This is a genomic window from Serratia sp. SA088 (assembly GCF_049065515.1).
In the GTDB taxonomy this organism is placed as follows: Bacteria; Pseudomonadota; Gammaproteobacteria; order Enterobacterales; family Enterobacteriaceae; genus Serratia; species Serratia nematodiphila.
Genome location: NZ_JBAKGW010000008.1, coordinates 131420 through 149017, shown reverse-complemented (window position 1 = coordinate 149017; position 17598 = coordinate 131420). Strand labels below are relative to the sequence as shown.

At 59.3% G+C, this 17598-nt stretch carries 14 protein-coding genes and 1 tRNA gene; 3 read left to right on the top strand and 12 right to left on the bottom strand.

What is annotated here, in order from left to right; all coding sequences use genetic code 11:
- Nucleotides 1-109: 109 nt before the first annotated feature.
- Together dppA and ACOWVD_RS19775 are read right to left on the bottom strand one after the other, a co-directional pair.
- Nucleotides 110-1717: a dipeptide ABC transporter periplasmic-binding protein DppA gene (dppA, locus tag ACOWVD_RS19780; RefSeq protein WP_197843134.1), complete on the bottom strand. Its 1608-nt coding sequence runs from the start codon at nucleotides 1715-1717 to the stop codon at nucleotides 110-112.
- A gap of 601 nt (nucleotides 1718-2318) precedes the next feature.
- On the bottom strand, nucleotides 2319-4010 hold the full coding sequence (locus ACOWVD_RS19775; protein ID WP_004934124.1) for a glycosyl hydrolase family 18 protein: 1692 nt from the start codon (nucleotides 4008-4010) through the stop codon (nucleotides 2319-2321).
- Between the two features lie 397 nt (nucleotides 4011-4407).
- Here ACOWVD_RS19775 and ACOWVD_RS19770 point away from each other — a divergent pair, with 397 nt between their 5' ends.
- Complete coding sequence (locus tag ACOWVD_RS19770) at nucleotides 4408-4695, top strand: toxin-antitoxin system TumE family protein (RefSeq protein ID WP_015376234.1); 288 nt, start codon at nucleotides 4408-4410, stop codon at nucleotides 4693-4695.
- Nucleotides 4695-5042, top strand: coding sequence for a hypothetical protein (locus tag ACOWVD_RS19765; protein WP_015376233.1), 348 nt, complete (start codon nucleotides 4695-4697; stop codon nucleotides 5040-5042). Before ACOWVD_RS19770 ends, ACOWVD_RS19765 begins: the two co-directional genes overlap by 1 nt.
- A 48-nt stretch (nucleotides 5043-5090) precedes the next feature.
- On the opposite strand, the gene ACOWVD_RS19760 is transcribed toward ACOWVD_RS19765, so the two are convergent.
- From ACOWVD_RS19760 to ACOWVD_RS19730, 7 genes are all read right to left on the bottom strand, one after another.
- A tRNA-Pro gene (locus tag ACOWVD_RS19760) sits at nucleotides 5091-5167 on the bottom strand.
- Nucleotides 5168-5287: 120 nt separating this feature from the next.
- The gene (locus ACOWVD_RS19755; protein ID WP_015376232.1) at nucleotides 5288-6619 is read right to left on the bottom strand and encodes an MFS transporter; all 1332 of its coding nucleotides are present in this window, start codon (nucleotides 6617-6619) and stop codon (nucleotides 5288-5290) included.
- 96 nt (nucleotides 6620-6715) lie between these two features.
- Entirely contained in the window at nucleotides 6716-8260 is a 1545-nt protein-coding gene (gene uhpB, locus ACOWVD_RS19750) for a signal transduction histidine-protein kinase/phosphatase UhpB (protein ID WP_164096023.1), read from the bottom strand.
- Entirely contained in the window at nucleotides 8257-8847 is a 591-nt protein-coding gene (gene uhpA, locus ACOWVD_RS19745; protein ID WP_421105747.1) for a transcriptional regulator UhpA, read from the bottom strand. Before uhpA ends, uhpB begins: the two co-directional genes overlap by 4 nt.
- A gap of 123 nt (nucleotides 8848-8970) precedes the next feature.
- Nucleotides 8971-10665 (bottom strand): kdo(2)-lipid A phosphoethanolamine 7''-transferase, encoded by a 1695-nt coding sequence (gene eptB / locus ACOWVD_RS19740; RefSeq protein WP_033631458.1) that lies wholly within the window; start codon nucleotides 10663-10665, stop codon nucleotides 8971-8973.
- A 225-nt stretch (nucleotides 10666-10890) separates the two neighbouring features.
- Nucleotides 10891-11316 carry an organic hydroperoxide resistance protein gene (locus tag ACOWVD_RS19735; RefSeq protein WP_004934114.1) on the bottom strand — a complete coding sequence of 142 codons (426 nt, stop codon included), beginning with the start codon at nucleotides 11314-11316 and terminating at the stop codon, nucleotides 10891-10893.
- 160 nt (nucleotides 11317-11476) lie between these two features.
- Nucleotides 11477-11941: a MarR family winged helix-turn-helix transcriptional regulator gene (locus tag ACOWVD_RS19730; protein ID WP_004934111.1), complete on the bottom strand. Its 465-nt coding sequence runs from the start codon at nucleotides 11939-11941 to the stop codon at nucleotides 11477-11479.
- Nucleotides 11942-12038: 97 nt separating this feature from the next.
- On the opposite strand from ACOWVD_RS19730, the gene ACOWVD_RS19725 reads away from it, so the two are divergent.
- Entirely contained in the window at nucleotides 12039-12638 is a 600-nt protein-coding gene (locus tag ACOWVD_RS19725) for an HD domain-containing protein (protein ID WP_015376230.1), read from the top strand.
- Here the strand turns inward: ACOWVD_RS19725 and ACOWVD_RS19720 are convergent, their stop codons facing one another.
- The 3 genes from ACOWVD_RS19720 to bglF all read right to left on the bottom strand — a co-directional run bounded on the left by ACOWVD_RS19720 (nucleotide 12639) and on the right by bglF (nucleotide 17444).
- Nucleotides 12639-14009, bottom strand: a complete 1371-nt coding sequence (locus ACOWVD_RS19720; protein ID WP_421105753.1) for a carbohydrate porin — start codon at nucleotides 14007-14009, stop codon at nucleotides 12639-12641.
- Between the two features lie 151 nt (nucleotides 14010-14160).
- Nucleotides 14161-15564 carry a glycoside hydrolase family 1 protein gene (locus ACOWVD_RS19715; protein WP_004934102.1) on the bottom strand — a complete coding sequence of 468 codons (1404 nt, stop codon included), beginning with the start codon at nucleotides 15562-15564 and terminating at the stop codon, nucleotides 14161-14163.
- A 14-nt stretch (nucleotides 15565-15578) separates the two neighbouring features.
- Complete coding sequence (gene bglF / locus ACOWVD_RS19710; protein ID WP_197843132.1) at nucleotides 15579-17444, bottom strand: PTS beta-glucoside transporter subunit IIABC; 1866 nt, start codon at nucleotides 17442-17444, stop codon at nucleotides 15579-15581.
- Nucleotides 17445-17598 lie beyond the last annotated feature (154 nt).

Sequence of the window (17598 nt, the reverse complement as noted above, 5' to 3'; positions counted from 1 at the left end):
CATGCCTTTGAACGATTCGACGGCCATACGCCGGAGACTGGTCAGCAGAGGCGCAAACCTGTTGCGCCCCTGCAAGTCCATTCGTGCGTCTCCGGTAAAGCGGTCGAAATCAGTCTACAGAGACATTCTCGAAGTGATGCTTACCGAGCGGATCCACGACGTAGCCTTTCACTTCCTTACGCACAGGCTCATACACGGTGGAGTGTGCGACAATCAGCGCCGGAGCCTGATCGTGCATCACCACCTGCGCCTGTTTGTACAGTTCGATACGCTTGTCGTGGTTGGATTCGGCGCGCGCCGGTTGAATCAGATCTTCAAACGGCTTGTAGCACCAGCGGGAGTAGTTGGAGCCGTCTTTCGCCGCCGCGCAGCTGAACAGCGTGGCGAAGAAGTTGTCCGGATCCCCGTTGTCGCCGGTCCAGCCCATCATCACCGTCTGGTGCTCGCCCGCTTTGGCGCGCTTGAGGTATTCACCCCACTCATAGGTCACGATTTTGGCTTTCACGCCGATCTTGGCCCAGTCGGCCTGGATCATTTCCGCCATGCGGCGCGCGTTCGGGTTGTAAGGACGCTGTACCGGCATCGCCCACAGATCGATGCTGAAACCGTCGGCCATGCCCGCTTCTTTCAGCAGCTCTTTCGCCTTGGCCGGATCGTAAGCGTAATCCTGCACCGCGTCGTTATAGCTCCACATGGTCGGCGGGATCAGGTTCTTGGCCGCCTGGCCCGCGCCCTGATAGACCGCGTCGATGATCGCCTGCTTGTTGACCGCCATGGTCAACGCCTGACGCACCTTCAGGTTATCCAGCGGCTTTTTCTCGACGTTGAACGACAGATAGCCCACGTTCAGGCCCGGCTGTTCCATCAGGTTGATGGACTTGTCCTGCTTCATGCGGGCGATATCGGCCGGGTTCGGATACGGCATCACCTGGCATTCGTTTTTCTGCAGTTTGGCGTAGCGCACGGAGGCGTCAGGCGTGATGGAAAACACCAGGCGATCGATCTTCGGCTTGGTGCCCCAGAAACCGTCGAACGCCTTGTACAGGATCTTGGAGTCTTTCTGGTATTGCAGCAGCTGGAATGGGCCGGTGCCGATCGGGTTCAGATCGACTTTCTCCGGCGTGCCGGCTTTCATCATCACGTCAGCGTATTCGGCGGACAGAATGGACGCGAAGTCCATGCCCAGGTCAGCCAGGAACGGCGCCTCCGGGCGGTTCAGCACGAAGCGCACGGTGTTGTCGTCCACTTTTTCGATCTTGGCGATCAGCTTCGGCATGTCCATGCCTTCAAAGTATTCGTAACTGCCGCCGGACACTTTGTGATAGGCGTTGTTCGCATCCAACTGGCGTTCAAAGGAGAACACCACGTCGTCGGCGTTGAAATCGCGCGTCGGTTTGAAGTCTTTGCTGCTCTGCCACTTCACGCCTTTGCGCAGGTGGAAGGTGTAGGTTTTGCCGTCTTCGCTGACGTCCCACTTCTCAGCCAGGCCCGGCTGCAGCTCGGTGGTGCCGGTCTTGAATTCGACCAGCCGGTTGTAGATTGGTACCGAGCTGGCGTCATAGGTGGTGCCGGAGGTAAACAGCTGCGGGTTGAACCCTTCCGGGGAACCTTCAGAACAGTAAACCAACGTCTTGGCCTGTACGCTGGCCGCCACGGTCAGCGCGATCAGCCCAATACCGAATTTCAGAATCCCCGATTTACCCAAGGAACGTGTCATCGTTAGTGCTCCATTGTGTGATGTGATGTGTGTAATTGCCGCCAGACCTGTATTTTTTATTGCGTGGCCTGTGCGATCGGCGCCCGAAGGCAGAAGGCGTACGAGAAGAGAATGCCGGATGGAACGCATCGCGGCGGGGACGTCTGAGCGCGTGGAATTCACTCAAACAACTCTCGCTCTTACCCCTGAGGCTATCAAGTTGCCAACTGTTTGGGGTGTCGTCAATATAACCAGTGGGGATTTACGCAGACTGTGAGAAACAGCAAACAAACATAAAAAAAACCTTTTGTTAACAGTTCCAGCATGAAAATTTATGCTAAGCGGCCATTTTTAGCGCATTGGTCTGAACCTCACAAACTTACTGGTTTTTAACTCCGTTAAAAAACGCCAAAACTTTGTTGCTGAATGATGAATATCTGAACGGTTATTTTTGTGATCGCCGTTAAAGACAGGAGGAAATGCTGAAGGATTACCCAAAAGGGTGAGTCCGATGAGCGCGTTTTGCTCGGGGCAGAGCCACAATCTGTGCGGCGTAAAAAAACTTTCGGCGGCGAAAAAGCCGGGGGCGAAAGGATATCCCCCGGCAACGCACTGCAACCGATTATTGAACGCCGGCGCTGTTGCCCAGGCTGGCGTTCATGCTGTTGAGAATATCGCCGTTGTCCGCGTCGATCTCCCAGGAGAACAGGCCGCCCAGCTGCTTATCCAGCACGTACTTGCCTTTGGCCTGCACCGAGCGGGCATCGTCGAAGGTGATCAGATCGCCGGTGGAAGGTTTGAACACGTAAGGCGCTTCCGCCGTGGCGTCGTAGGTATACTGCCACTCGCCGCTCATGAACTGGCCGGCGATTTGGCGGTAGTCCACGATGCCGTTCTCCCAGGTGCCTTTGACCGGCCCAGTGGCGGTACCGGTGAACGGAATGTTGTTCTGGTAGCCGTTCACCCCGGTCCAGCCGCGGCCATACATGGCGGTGCCGACCACGATCTTGCCCGGCTTGACGCCCTGCGCCAGCAGCGCATTGACGCCGTTCACCGTGGTGTAAGCGGTGTCCGGCTTCCAGGCCGGCGCATTCAGCGCGGTCTGATGCCCCAGGTTCTTCAGATCGAAGGCGCCATAGAAGTCGTAGCTCATCAGGAAGATGTGATCCATCGAGTTCTGCGCAACGTTGTAAGCCACCTTATCGATCTTGTCCTTGCCGGCGCTGATGGCGGAGGTCAGTTCATATTTGCGGCCGGTTTCCGCCGACAGCTGATCCAGCATCGCCCGCAGCTCCTTCATCAGCAGCACATAGGTTTCCCCGTCCTGCGGGCTGCCCAGGTTCGGGTTGGCGCCTTTGCCGCCCGGGAACTCCCAGTCGATATCCACGCCATCGAAGAACTTCCAGGTCTGCAGGAACTCTTTCACCGAACCGACGAAGCGATCGCGCTTCACCTTATCGCCCATGAAGAAGAACGGGTCGGACAGCGTCCAGCCGCCGATCGACGGCAGAATTTTCAGGTCAGGATGCGCCTGTTTCAGCGCCATCAGCTGGCCGAAGTTGCCCTTGTAGGGGTCATCCCAGGCGGTAACGCCCTTCTGCGCTTTTTGCAGCGCGGCGAACGGATCGTGGATCGAGACTTTGAAGTCCTCACGGCCCTGGCAGGAGCGCTGCAGCGCCTGGAAGCTGCCTTCGATCTCTTTCAGGCTGTCGTTGATGCCGTTGCCGCCGCAGATCGGGATAAAGCCGTACAGCAGGTGGGTCAGGTTCTGCGCCGGGATCTTGTCGACGGTGAAATTGCGCCCGTAAACGCCCCACTCGACGAAATAAGAACCGACCACTTTGCCGGAGTTCTGTTTATACGGTTTATTCTTTTCCAGCAGCGGCTCTTTCAACGGCGCCAAATGGCTGCCGTCGGTGTCGGCCACCACAATTTCGGTGGCGTCGCTGGCGCTGCAGCCGTCGGCATTGCACAATGCCACCTGCATTTGATAACGGCCGCCTTTATTGACTTTAAAATTCGCCGTACCGGAAGAACCGGTTGAAGGGCCGCTCCACGCCTCTTTGCCATTTAATAAAACTTTTGCCGTCGTACCGGTGTCGCCATTCCATAAATTCCAGGAGACCGAAACATCGGCGGCATTTTTTACCTTCACCAAATTATTATAAGCGGTAGCCGCCTGGTCAACTTCAACGATGGCGAACTTGGTGTTGCCCCAGGCGATGGTCGGCTTGCCCGGCGCGGCGGCCTGCGCCGCGGAACACAGCGTGCTGCCGATCAACAGCGCCAACAGCGGTTTATTAAATTTGCGCATAACTGATTCCTTTATTCCGAGAGGATAAACATAAAAGAGTTAATCGTCGCGATGCATTGCCGAAGCGAAAAAATTCCGCAATAATCCTCGAAGATTAAAATCAATAAATAGCAACAGCGTCTTTCCACGTGGCGAAATAATCATTCCCACCGCGTACATTCAGACTATAAATAAAAAAGGCGTGAAAACAAGAGCGCTATCAACTGGGTTTTATTCAGCAAGCGTGAATTTATTTTAATATAAATAAAAGAAAGCACGACAAATATGGATAGTGAATTTTTTATTAAGGAAAGATAAATATTTATCAGGATTGCACCACACTCTGCAGTCAGGGTGTTGTCATTATTGACAACACCCTGACTGTGTTGGTACTGTGAACAACACTTAAGGAAAGAGCATGCCTTCGCAGCTAATCTACCAAGACAGGATACCCTTGACGCCTGCCGCATTTGCGCAGCTCGTCATTTGGCGGGTGGTGCCGCCCGTCAAGGCCAGCGGCCACAGTTATAAATACCGATTTGCTTATGTAAAAGACGGCATTTGTCGACTGCGCTATGACAATGAAGCGGGTAAAGGCGATCACAAACATATCGATGGAAAAGAAGAGCCGCTTAATTTCACGACCATTGATGCCTTGCTCGACAGTTTCTGGCGCGAGGTTATGCTGCTCACAGAGGAGTCATGATGAATACAGTCACCATTCGAGTCGCTTCCGTCGAAGAAATGAAACTCGCACTGAAGGAAGCCGCAACAGGCCAGCAAAGCGCTCAAGGGCATTACATCACATTCCTGGATTGGGAGAGTCTGTGGAAAGCCTTATCACCCAAGAAAATGCATATCTTGCATACCATGACCGGCGCCGGCGAACTTTCCATTCGGGAAGTTGCACGCCGAGTGAAACGCGATGTGAAAGCGGTGCATACCGATCTGCAGGCGCTGTTAGGCTGCGGCATCGTCGATAAAGGTCAACAAGGCGTGATTTTCCCCTATGACGAAATCCATTTTGACTTCGTTGTAGGCAAAGCCGCCTAAACGACAGGCGAAAAAAAACCTGCTTTAAAAAGCAGGTTTTTCGAATGGTGGTCGGCGAGAGAGGATTCGAACCTCCGACCCACTGGTCCCAAACCAGTTGCGCTACCAAGCTGCGCTACTCGCCGATGCGGGGCGCATCTTACTGCTGGCGGTTATAGGCGTCAATCACTTTTTTGCCCCTGCATTTCAAGTGGTGATAAAAGCGCCATAATACGCTGCGCCGGGGGTTGCGCAGCGTATTTTACTCAGGCGTTGGCCGGTTTCAGCGCCGGCGTCTGCGCGCGCAGGAATGGCAGCAGGAACAGCGCCGACAGGCAGGCGGCGATGGAAATCACCACGAAGAAGCCGTTCCAGTGCCAGATCTCCATCACCCGCGCGATCGGGTAGCCGGACAGCGCCGCGCCCAGGTAGGCGAACAGGCCGACGAAACCGGTCGCGGCGCCCGCCGCATCCTTGTGCGAGCACTCCGCCGCCGCCATGCCGATCAGCATCTGCGGACCGAAGATAAAGAAGCCGATGGCGAAGAAACAGCAGGCCTGCAGCAGGTAAGTCACGCCCGGCATCAGCCACAGCGCGGCTACCGACAGGAAGATACCGATAGCGAAGATCAGGTTCATCGGGCCACGGTTGCCGCGGAACAGCTTGTCGGAACCCCAACCGGCCACCAGCGAACCGATAAAGCCACCCACTTCAAACAGCGAGATGGCCGAGTTGGCGGTCATCAGCGAATAGCCCTTTTCCTGCGTCAGGTAGAGGTTGCCCCAGTCGTTGATCGCGGTACGCACGATATACACCAGCACGTAAGAGACCGCCAGCAGCCAGATGTACTTGTTGGTCAGCACGTAGCGCTTGATGATCTCGCGGTTGCTCAGCCCCTGGCCTTCCGATTCCTGCACCAGCTCCATGGCGTCGTTGCGCCATTTGCCGACGCTCGGCAGCCCCAGGGTGGATGGCTTGTCGCGCAGGCGCCAGCACATCAGCAGGCCGAGCACCACGCCGATGATGCCGGGAATGATCATGCCGTAACGCCAGCTGAAGTGCAGCGAGATAAAGCCGACCAGCAGCGGGATCAGCGCGCCGCCGACGTTGTGAGAAGTGTTCCAAATCGCCCACCAGCTGCCGCGCTCGGAGCGCGAATACCAGCTGGTGAGGATTTTAGAGCACGGCGGCCAACCCCAGCCCTGGAAGAAGGCGTTGAGGATCCACAGCGTGCCCAGCATCATCAACGACGAGCTGAGGCCGAAGAAGATATTCAGCACCCCGGTCATGATCAGGCCCAGCCCCATAAAGTAACGCGGGTTGGAGCGATCGCTGATCATGCCGGAAATGAATTTCGAGCAGCCGTAGGTGATGTAGAACAGCGTGCCGAGGATGCCGACGTCGGACATCGTCAGACCCAGATCGCTCAGCATCGCCGGCATGATGAAGTTGAAGCTTTTGCGCGTGAAGTAAAACGCGGCATAACCGATGTACATGGTGCACATCAGCTGAATGCGCCAGTATTTGTAGCTGGCGTCGATCTGCCGTTGATCGGTGACCTGCGGCGCATCCGGGCGGCTTTTAAGGAAAGACCACATGTGGAACCTCAGAGGATTGAATTAAAGTGCCGCTATGATGCTCCTCGCGCGCGCAGGGGGCTTACGCCGGATTCTCGAGGCGGTTAGGAGTTTTTCCTAGTTTTGCGTTTGCGCCGGTGAAACTGTGGGCAAGATCACACTCAAACAGGCACCCCGCTCAGCGGTGAACCGCAGGCTGCCGCCGAGGGCGCTGATGCGCTCTTGCATGCCGCGCAGGCCGTACCCCGGCTGATGGTTTTCCGCATCGAAGCCCACGCCGTTGTCGCGGATGGTCAGGGCGATCTGCGGCGCGGCGCCTTTGCGCGGCTGCAGCCGCGCATCCAGCTCCAGGCGACTGGCGCCGGCGTGGCGGCACACATTGGTCACCCCTTCCTGACACACCCGATACAGCGTGATTTTCAGCGTTTCATCCAGCAGCTCGTCCGGCACCTGCCACTGCATGCTGCTCACCAGCGACGCGTCCTGCGGCAGCGACTCCCGCAGCATCGCCGCCACCGCCGCCGACAGCGGCAGGTTGTTCAGCGCCGCCGGCCACAGCTGGGTCAGCACATCGTGCACCCCGTCGTAGACCCGCAGCGCCAGCGCATCGATGGTGTCGGCGCAGCCGATCACCGCCGGTTCCGGCGCCAGACGCTTGACGATGCTGGCCTGAGTGCGGATCACGGTGATGGTCTGCCCCACTTCATCGTGCAGCTCGCGCGCCACCTCGCGCCGGGTTTGCTCCTCCGCCGTCACCAGCGCCCGCGCCAGCTGCCGATTCTCCGCCAGCCGCAGCCGCAGTTGCTGATTCAGTTCGCGCTGGCGCTGAATGCCGGCGCCCAGCAGCAGCCCGGTCAGGCTTTGGGCCAGCAGCGACAGCAACAGATCGCGGTGCGACTCCGGCTGCGGCGGCTCGTTGACCATCAGCGCCACGCCGTTGAGCAGCGTCGCCAACAGCGCGCCCTGCCAGCCATAGCGATAAGACATGAACACGATGGGGATCGCCAGGCAGAACGGCGCGAAACGGCGCAGCTCGGCGGCGTTAACCTGCTGCTGCAGCCAGATGCTGAACGCAAACAGCAACAGATAGCTGGCCAGGTGGCCCAGACGCAGATCCACCGGCTTGTGGATCAGCCCCGGCTCCAGCGGCACCCAGATTTGGCGCGCCAGATAGTGCCACAACAGCAGGCAGGTTGGCGCGATGGTGAAACCGCCGGTCAGGCCGAGCAGCAGCGCGCGGGCGCCTTCGCCGCTCACCAGCTGCCAGACCAACGCCTGCAGCAAGGCGGCGATGGCGACCACCGCGCCCTGCAACAGCGGCCAGCGCCATTCGCTGTCGCTCTGCTGATGGCGCAACAGCCACGGCGAGGCCAGCAGGCTGAGCAGCACCGTCAACACCAGCACCGCCACCGACGCCCACAGCGCCGGGCCGTAGCCGAACTGATCCGCCAGCAACGCCATCAGCAGCAGCTCAGCCAGCAGGATCCCCGGCCAGAAACGGTACGGGCTCTGCAGCAAAATGCCCATGCGCAGGCCGAACGGAAACAGCAGCAGCGCCTGCCAGGGGGGGTCGATCAGCGCGGTGCCGATGCCCCACAGGCAAAACGCGCTGGCGGCGTAGATGAAAAACAGCGCCAGCTGGGTGATCAGGCGCTGCGTCACAGGTTCAGCATCCGTCTGGCCAGTTCGACGTTGTTGTTGATGCCCAGCTTGGCGAACAGGTTGGCGCGGTGCACATGCACCGTTTTCGGCGACAGCCCCAAGGCGGCGGCGATCTCACGCACCTCCTGGCCCTGCGCCAGCAATAGCGAGATCTCGCGCTCGCGGCGGGTCAACGGATCGACCCTCACCCGCGCCAGCTGCTGCGCGATTTCCGGCATCAGGTAGACGCCGCCGCCGGCGACGGTGCGCACCGCGGTGATCAGATCTTCCGGCTTGCAGCGCTTGGAGAGAAAGCCGCTGGCGCCGCGTTCCAGCGCCATTTCCACCAGCGCCGGGTTATCGTGCATCGACAGCATCACCACGCGGATGCCGGAGGGAATGTCCGCCAGCAGATCCAGCCCGCTGCCGTCCGGCATCGAAATGTCGCAAATGCAGATTTCCGCCTCCAGCCCCGGCAGGCCGGCGCGCGCCTGTGCCGCGCTGCTGAACTCGCCCACCACCTGAATATCGGCCTCCAGCGACAGCAGTTGCACAAAGCCCGAACGCACAATGTCATGATCGTCGATAAACGCCACGCGCAGGGTCATGGAAATCTCCGGTTAGCAGGGGAAGTGCGCAAGTATACCGTATGCGCACACCGGAATAATTGATGAAGAGAATGTATTGGGTGAAATTACCGGGTGCGCAAGGCAGGCACCCGGCGGGAGGGATCACAGGCGGGCAGGCGCCGTTTTATCCTGCGGCAGATGGCACCAGTTGTTTTTATCCACGATGCCGCCATCAGGAGAGGTGTAGCCGAGGCAGCCAAGGATGGTGTCAAACAGCTCGACGTGGCGATGCGTTTTGCCGATGCGCTGCTGCGCCTGCAGCTGCTCAAAAGCGCTGAGGTGCTGCGGGTTTTCGAGGAACTTGTCCGACGCCCACACGATCATCGGCACGCGGAACTGCTCCGGCGGCGCCATTTCGCGCGGCGTGCCATGCAGGTGCGTATTCTCGCCGATCGATTCGCCGTGATCGGCGGCATAGAACACGATCGCTTTCTTGTCGCGCACCTGGTCTATCACATTGGCGATAAAGCTGTCGGTATACAGCACCGTATTGTCGAACGCATTGATCAGCTGCGCCTTGGTGCAGGAATCGTCCACCCCCATGCACTCCGGCTGATAACGCGCATAGCTGCGCGGATAACGCTGCGAGTACAGGTAGTGCGAGCCTTTGGTATGCAGGATCACCAGGTGTTTGCCCTTCGGATAGCGCGCCAGCGACTCCTTCATTTCGTCCACCAGCAGCATATCGTCGACCGCCTTGCCGTCGTTGCGCTTCTCGGACGCGATCATCTCGCGGAACGAATAGTTGTTCACCTCGGTGTTGTTGTAGAACCACACCTCGCTCTGCATGGCGAACAGCTCGGAAGAGAAGCCCAGATCCTTCAGCACCGCGAACACGTTCTGCTCTTTCAGCGTGCGCTGCGGATTGTCTTCGGTGCCGCCTTCACGCACGAACATGCAGCGCAGCGACAGCTTGGTGGCGGTATCGCACGACTCGCCGCGGAACGCCACCAGATTCTTCTCTTTAGACAGCCGCGGCGTGGTATCGCGCTCGTAGCCCAGCATGCCCATGTGATCCCAGCGCGTGGTCTCGCCGATGATGAACACCACGTAGGTGTCGTCGATGTCCGCCGGCGGTACGTAGGTGAAGTGTTTGCCCGGATCGAACATCGTGCTCTGATCCTGGCTTTCGTCATAGCGGGTGTAAGCAAACAGCCCCAACGCCGACAGCCAGTTGGACGGCAGATACGAGTGCGCCACCACGCCGCCGTAGCTTGGCAAATCGACGTTGGAAAGCTTCTCTTGCACGCTCTGCTCGTCGTCCAGCATGCGCAGCGGCAGCCAGACCAGCGCCACCACCGCCAGCAATACCAGCAGCGGCTTGATGCGATGACCAGGGGTTTTCAGCTGTTCTATCAGGGTATAGCGCAGGTTGTTTTTCCAGATCAGCAGCAGCGGCAAGGCGCTGAGCGCCACCATCCACAGCACGAAGTGCAGGCCAACCACCTCTTTCGACAGATCGATATCGGTGGTCATCACCGACACCACGATGCCGTAGCCGATCACCACGTTGAAAAACGTCATGTAGTAGCTGGCGGCAACCGAAATCAACACCAGCAGCGAGGCGACGATGCGATAAAACAGCCGGCCGCCGAGCGATACCAGCCGCATAATGAAGAACGTAAACAGGACGATAGCGATGACTTCCGTCACCGCCGAAATAAGCTTAATTCCCTGAATGCCGTGCGCCAGCGAATCAAAACGGCGATAAAAAACGGACAGGTTTAGAAAGATGCCGATATAGATCGCTAACAATAACGATAAATTCTGCTGTGATAGCGATTTAACTTTGTTCATGTAACGCGGTGGCTCCGGGGACGGTGTAGCGGTTCTGACTCAGTCAGACACTGATTGCGGCTTCTGGTTCAGCCAACCGGCAATAAGCGTTATTTTGCGGGTAATAATCAAGAGAATTCTCACAAAACGGACAAAATTTACCGTTTTTTTGAGCGGTTTTCAGACAGGGCACGCAAGAAAATGGAGGGATAAACCCTCCATTTTTTCCAGATATCGACAAAAATTTTACTTAACGTTCAGAGTTACATCGATATTTCCACGGGTGGCGTTGGAGTATGGGCACACCACATGCGCCTTTTTCACCAGATCTTCCGCCACGCTGCGCTCGATGCCCGGCAGCGAGATATCCAGCTGCACTTCGATGCCGAAGCCATTCGGGATTTCACCGATGCCGACGGTGCCGTCGATCTTGGCTTCGGCCGGAATTTTGACCTTTTCTTTCGCCGCGACAAACTTCAACGCGCCGAGGAAGCAGGCCGAGTAACCGGCGGCGAACAGCTGTTCGGGGTTGGTGACTTCGCCGCCGGCGCCGCCCATCTCTTTCGGCACGCCCAGTTTCACGTCCAACACGCCGTCGGAGGAGGTCGCACGGCCGTCGCGGCCGCCGGTTGCGGTGGCGTGAGCGCGGTAAACCACTTTCTCAATAGACATCGTTCATTCCTTCTTGCTGGTTGGCGAGATGACTACGGCTTCCACGAGGTAAAGCCGGTCACATATTTATCTTTTGCGATTAAATCGCGCACTACTTATTTTTGACGCTTATTAACCAGTGTAGACCACCCCTGCCGTTCTTGCGTCCGGCACTGGAGGATCAAATCTGATCGATCAGGCTGCCGCGCAGCTTTTCCAACTGCTGTTTGAGCGAGACGATCTCGTCCAGGCTGCAGTCGGTGGCGCACATCACCGCCTCGGGCACCGATTGAGCCCGCTCACGCAGCGCGCGGCCGGCTTCGGTGAGGGCAATGATCACCTGCCGCTCGTCGGTGGTGGCGCGATAGCGCACCAGCAAACCGGCGGTTTCCAGCCGCTTCAGCAGCGGCGTCAGCGTGGCGGAATCGAGGAACAGCCGCTCGCCGATATCCGATACCGTCACCCGATCGCGCTCCCACAGCACCATCATCACCAGGTATTGCGGGTAGGTGAGTTCGAGCTGATTCAACAGCTTGCGGTAGACTTTGTGCAGCGCCAGGTTGGCGGAGTACAGCGCGAAACAGAGCTGCTGATCGAGCTGCAGCAGGTTCTTCGCGTTGGGTTGTGCGGTATCGGTGCTTTTCATGTTTGTGAATATAGATAGTGCACGATGTAATCGCAAGCTATTTCTTGTGAGGTATGCTACCTTTTTTTCATGCAGAGGATGCTCGGAGGGAAAGGAAATGACGAATACGCTTGCAGAACGCGCGCGTCGCTACGCCACCAAGGCGCATGCGGCCATCGATCAGCGCCGCAAATACACCGACGATCCGTACATCGTCCACCCACAGGCGGTGATGGAGCTGGTGCGCAGCGTGCCGCACACCGAAGAGATGCTGGCGGCCGCCTGGCTGCATGACACGGTGGAAGATACGCCCACCACCCTCGGCGATATCGAAAGCCACTTTGGGCCAAAAGTGGCGGAACTGGTGCGAATGTTGACCAACGTCAGCCGCGCCGAGGACGGCAACCGCTTCGAGCGTAAAAACCGCGATCGGCGCCACAGCGCCGGCGCGTCGCCGCAGGCCAAAACCATCAAGCTGGCGGATCTGATCGACAACACCCGCTCGCTGCTGGACTACGACAGCCACTTCGCCCAAACCTATCTGATCGAGAAACAGCGCCTGCTGGAAGTGCTGACCGAAGGCGACCCGACGCTGTGGCGCCAGGCCAGCCATATCGTCGAACAGGGGCTGCTCAGATTGCAGCAGCCGCCGCACAACGTGCCGGCCAGCTGGTTTGAGCACGCCCGCCGGCGCTACCGCGAGAGCGACGCGGCCTGATCAGAAGGTCACCACCGTTTTCAACGCCGTCACCCAGGCGTCCTGCGTCTCGCTGACGCCCGCGGGGTGATGCCAGTATTGCAGGCCCGGCTGCAGCTGCAGCCACGGCGTGACGTTAACGCGATAATAGAGCTCCGCCGTCACCGAATGGCCCGGCACCGGCCGATAGTTCGGATCGTGATAATCGCTGATGCCGCTCATCTGGTTGAGATAACGCTGATTGTCTTTGTAGCGGTCGCTCAGCTTCACCACCGAAACACCCAGCCCCAGCCAGTCGTCCGGCCGCGCATCGAACAGCCCGCGATAGCGGATGCCGGTCGAGGTGGACCAGTGCAGGTAGTTGCTGCGCTGATCTCCCAGCCCCAGGCTGTAGAACACGCTCAGACCGCGGTTGACGTCGTCCGCATGGCGCGTCACCTGCTGGTTGAAACCGGTATACAGGAACCAGGTGCGATCGTGGCTGCGATAGCCCTGCGGATCGCTGGCGCCCGGCCCGCCGGACACCCCTTCATAAAGATCGCTCTGGCGCGCGTTGGTGAACAGCACGCCCAGGTTATACACCCCCGGCAGCTGGTTGACGGCGTGGGTTTTCAGCTCCAGCTCCATCGGCAGCAGAAAGCCTTTGCTGCCCTTGGTGGACCAGCTCCAGGCGTGTCTGCGGCTGGGGGCGCTCGGGTTCTGTTCCATCACGCCGCCCTTGAGCGTCAGGCCGTCGGTCAGTTTGTATTGCAGCGTCGTGCCCCAGTAATGCACGTTCCAGTTGTACCAGGTCAACGAGTTGGCGGACTTGCCGCCGCACAGCGTCAGCGTCTGAAAATCGCAGGGGATGATCTGATCGAAATCCTGCACCTTGTTCATCATGCCGATGCGCCACTGCAGCCGGCGATCGAGGAAGGAGCGGCTAAAGGTCAACCAACCCAGCCGGGTAATCGACTGCCCGCCAAAGCTCTCCTGCGACAGATCGGTCAGGCCGACGCGCGGATCCTGCAGGCGATCGCGGGTCAGGTTGTTGTCATGGTTGCGGTTGACGATATTGCCTTCGATCGCCGCGTCCGGAATGCCGGTCAGCGCCTGCAAATCCTGGCTGAAGGTCAGCGAAAACTGGTCGATATACGACGCCTGTTTATCGTGGTTGTAACCGCCACCGGCGTTATACGACAGCTGGCTGAGGTAGCCGAGATTATAGTGGAAGCCGTGATCCTCCAGGATCGGCCTGATCCCCAGCATATCCCCCAACAGCCCGGGCTGCGGCGGCTCAAAGCCGAGCGCCACCCCTTCCCATTTGGCGGTGGGGGCTTCGACGTCCTTGCCGGTTTGCAGCGTTTCCGCCTGCGCCTGGCTACAGAGCAGCGCCAGCGCCGCCAGGGTCATGGAACGAGGTAATAAGCTTTTCATCATTATTATATTTCTCCGCATAACGGCTGACTGCGGGCAACAGCATTCCCTGGGAGAGAATTTCCCATCATGAACAGCAGCGAATAACGTTAGGTTAACGCCCGGCGCTTGCCGCCGGGCTGAAGGGTTAGCGTCGGTCTTTCAGGCTGGCGCCGTTGCTGTGGATCACATCGCGGTACCAGTAGAAACTCTTCTTGCGGCGGCGCTCGAGGCTGCCGTTGCCGGCATCGTCCCTGTCGACGTGAATGAAGCCGTAGCGCTTCGACATTTCGGCCTTCGAAGCGCTGACCAGATCGATCGGTCCCCAGCTGGTGTAGCCCATCACCTCGACGCCGTCGTCGATCGCTTCCGCCACCTGCACCAGATGATCATTGAGGTAGTTGATGCGGTAATCGTCGTTGATGCTGCCGTCGGCCTCGACGCGGTCTTTGGCGCCCAGCCCATTTTCGACGATGAACAGCGGTTTCTGATAGCGGTCGTACAGCACGTTGAGCAGGTAGCGCAGCCCGATCGGGTCGATTTGCCATCCCCACTCCGAGCTGGCCAGATGCGGGTTCGGCACCATATCGAGAATGTTGCCGCGCGCCGTCTCATACTGCTCCGGGTCGGCGGTGACGCAGCCGCTCATGTAGTAGCTGAACGAGATGAAATCGATGGTTTCACGCAGCGTTCGCCGATCTTCCTCGGTGATCGCCACCTGAATGCCGTTTTCACGGAAGAAGCGCTGCATATAGGCCGGGTAATAGCCGCGCGCCTGCACGTCGCCGAAGAACAGCCAGTCGCGGTTTTGCCGCTGGGTTTCCAGCAGATCTTCCGGCTTGCAGCTCAGCGGATACAGAATGCCGCCCAACAGCATGTTGCCGATTTTGCCCTCCGGCACGATCTCGTGACAGGCCTTCACCGCTTTGGCGCTGGCCACCAGCTGATGGTGGATCGCCTGATAGATGGCGCTCTTGTCGCTCTCCGGCGGCAGACCGACGCCGGTGAAAGGCGCGTGCAGCGACATGTTGATCTCGTTGAAGGTCAGCCAGTGTTTGACCTTGTGCTTGTAACGTTCGAACACCGTGCGCGCGTAGCGCTCGAAGAAGTCGATGGTGCGCCGATCGCCCCAGCCGCCGTAGCGTTTCACCAGGCCGTAAGGCATTTCATAGTGCGACAGCGTGATCAGCGGCTGAATGCCGTACTTCGCCATCTCGTCGAACAGCCGATCGTAAAACGCCAGCCCGGCTTCGTTCGGCGTCTCTTCGTCACCCTGCGGGAAAATGCGCGTCCAGGCGATCGAGGTGCGCAGGCATTTGAAGCCCATCTCGGCGAACAGCGCGATGTCTTCCGGATAGCGATGATAGAAATCGATCGCCACGTCCTTGATGCCGCTGTCGCCCGCCGCGCGCGGCGTGATGGCGCCGAAGATGCCCTGCGGCTGCAGATCGGAAGTCGACAGCCCCTTGCCGTCGGCCTGATACGCGCCTTCAACCTGGTTCGCCGCTACCGCGCCGCCCCACAGAAAATGTTGCGGAAACTTGCCGTTCATCGCTTGCTCCTCAATTAGCGTAATAAAGTCAGCAGCGGCGCCTGTTCCTGCACCGGAGACAGGCCGCTGGTCAACACGTCCACGTAATCATCGCTGTTGCTGATGATGATCGGCGTGGTGGTGTCATAGCCGGCGGCATGGATCGCCGCCTGGTCGAACTCGATCAGCAGATCGCCCGGGGCGACCCGCTCGCCTTCCCGCACGTAGGCGGTGAAATGCGCCCCGTCCAGCTTCACGGTATCGATGCCGACGTGAATAAGAATCTCCGCGCCGTCGTCCGATTCGATGCCGATGGCGTGTTTCGTTTTGAACAGCGACGCCACGCTGCCGCTCACCGGCGCCACCACGCGCCCCTGCTGCGGCGCGATCGCCACGCCTTTCCCCAGCAGGCCACTGGCGAAAGTCGCGTCGTTCACCTGATCCAGCGGCACGATGTCGCCGGCGATCGGGCTGAGAATCGCCTGTTTGCGGTTGAGCGGCGCGGCGGCTTCAGGCTGTGCGGCGGCCTCTTCCGCCGGCGCGACGCCGAACAGATAGCTGGCCAGCGCGGCGAACACGAACGACAGCAGGGTGCCGCCGATCGCGCCCCATACCGTGGCGTCGATGCCGCCGCCGGGGATGATCTGCGCGAAGGTGAACACGCTCACCAGGCCGAACGAGTAAACCGAAGTATGGAAGTAGCCGATCACCGCGCCGCCCAGCGCGCCGCCGATGCAGCCGAAGATGAATGGGCGTTTGTTCGGCAGCGTGACGCCATACACCGCCGGCTCGGTGATGCCGAAAATGCCGGCGCCGATGGCTGAAGCGGACAGCGCCCGCAGTTTGGCGTCGCGAGTGCGCAGCATCACGCCCAGCGTGGCGCCGACCTGCCCCATCACCGCCGGCAACAGCAGCGGCACCATGGTGTCGCGCCCCAGCACGCTCAGGTTGTTGATCATCAACGGCACCAATCCCCAATGCAGGCCGAAGATCACGCACACCTGCCACATCGCCCCCATAAAGGCGCCGGCGATGATCGGGTTAAAGGCGTAAATGCTCTGATAGCCGTTGGCCAGCAGGTGGCTGAGCCAGGTTGCCGCCGGGCCGATCAGCAGGAAGGTCAACGGCACGGTGATCGCCAGGCACAGCAGCGGCGTGATGAAATTGCGCAGCGCGCTGTGGATCACCCGGTTAAACAGCGGCTCCAGGCGGCAGGACACCCAGGCCGCAAAGATGATCGGGATCACCGACGAGCTGTAGTTGATGAAGGTCAGCGGAATGCCGAAGAAATACTCGCGCACCGCGCCCGGCTGCTGCGCCGCTTCGAAGGCCGCCATCATCAGCGGATGCGTCAACGCGCCGCCGATCGCCATGGTGACGAAGGGGTTGCCGCCGAATTTTTTCCCGGCGGTGTAGCCGAGCATGATCGGGAAGAAGTAGAACAGCGCGTCGCTGGCGGCGAACAGCATTTTGAAGGTGCCGCCGCTCTCCAGCAGCCAGCCACAGGCCAGGCTCAGCGCCAGGAAGCCTTTCAGGATCCCCGAAGCGGCCATCACCCCAAGCAGCGGGGTAAAAATGCCGGACACCAGATCGATAAAGCGGCTGAGCAAGTTGTCTTTTTTGCCGCCCGCGTCGTCGCTCGGCGCGCCTTCGGCCAATCCGCCAACGCGGTTAACCGCGTCGAACACTTCCGCCACATGGTTGCCCACCACCACCTGGAACTGGCCGCCGCTCTCCACCACCATGATGACGCCGGGGTTTTTCTTCAGCGCTGCCGCGTTGGCGCGATTGTCGTCGTGCAGCTTGAAACGCAGGCGGGTAGCGCAATGCACCAGGCTTTTCACATTGTCGCGGCCACCGACGCCGGCCAAAATCTCACTGGCTAATGTGTCATATTTCATACAGTTATCCTTAGACTTCGCGTTCTGCCGCTCCCCGCCCCACGCTGGCCTGGCGCTGAGGCAAAATTCGGCGCAAAAAAAAACCTAAACCTCGCGGCCTCTGCCCCATCGGGGAACAGAAACGCGAGGTTTAGGTTTTGCCTGCCGTAGCAGT

What these genes read in the sequence shown, in the direction of transcription:
- ACOWVD_RS19765 (WP_015376233.1), top strand. Translation starts at nt 4,695, where the DNA reads ATGAATACAGTCACCATTCGAGTCGCTTCCGTCGAAGAAATGAAACTC.
- ACOWVD_RS19730 (WP_004934111.1), bottom strand. Translation starts at nt 11,941, where the DNA reads ATGAAAAGCACCGATACCGCACAACCCAACGCGAAGAACCTGCTGCAG.
- ACOWVD_RS19735 (WP_004934114.1), bottom strand. Translation starts at nt 11,316, where the DNA reads ATGTCTATTGAGAAAGTGGTTTACCGCGCTCACGCCACCGCAACCGGC.
- ACOWVD_RS19775 (WP_004934124.1), bottom strand. Translation starts at nt 4,010, where the DNA reads ATGCGCAAATTTAATAAACCGCTGTTGGCGCTGTTGATCGGCAGCACG.
- ACOWVD_RS19755 (WP_015376232.1), bottom strand. Translation starts at nt 6,619, where the DNA reads ATGTGGTCTTTCCTTAAAAGCCGCCCGGATGCGCCGCAGGTCACCGAT.
- ACOWVD_RS19770 (WP_015376234.1), top strand. Translation starts at nt 4,408, where the DNA reads ATGCCTTCGCAGCTAATCTACCAAGACAGGATACCCTTGACGCCTGCC.
- ACOWVD_RS19725 (WP_015376230.1), top strand. Translation starts at nt 12,039, where the DNA reads ATGACGAATACGCTTGCAGAACGCGCGCGTCGCTACGCCACCAAGGCG.
- uhpA (WP_421105747.1), bottom strand. Translation starts at nt 8,847, where the DNA reads ATGACCCTGCGCGTGGCGTTTATCGACGATCATGACATTGTGCGTTCG.
- ACOWVD_RS19720 (WP_421105753.1), bottom strand. Translation starts at nt 14,009, where the DNA reads ATGACCCTGGCGGCGCTGGCGCTGCTCTGTAGCCAGGCGCAGGCGGAA.
- bglF (WP_197843132.1), bottom strand. Translation starts at nt 17,444, where the DNA reads ATGAAATATGACACATTAGCCAGTGAGATTTTGGCCGGCGTCGGTGGC.
- ACOWVD_RS19715 (WP_004934102.1), bottom strand. Translation starts at nt 15,564, where the DNA reads ATGAACGGCAAGTTTCCGCAACATTTTCTGTGGGGCGGCGCGGTAGCG.
- eptB (WP_033631458.1), bottom strand. Translation starts at nt 10,665, where the DNA reads ATGAACAAAGTTAAATCGCTATCACAGCAGAATTTATCGTTATTGTTA.
- dppA (WP_197843134.1), bottom strand. Translation starts at nt 1,717, where the DNA reads ATGACACGTTCCTTGGGTAAATCGGGGATTCTGAAATTCGGTATTGGG.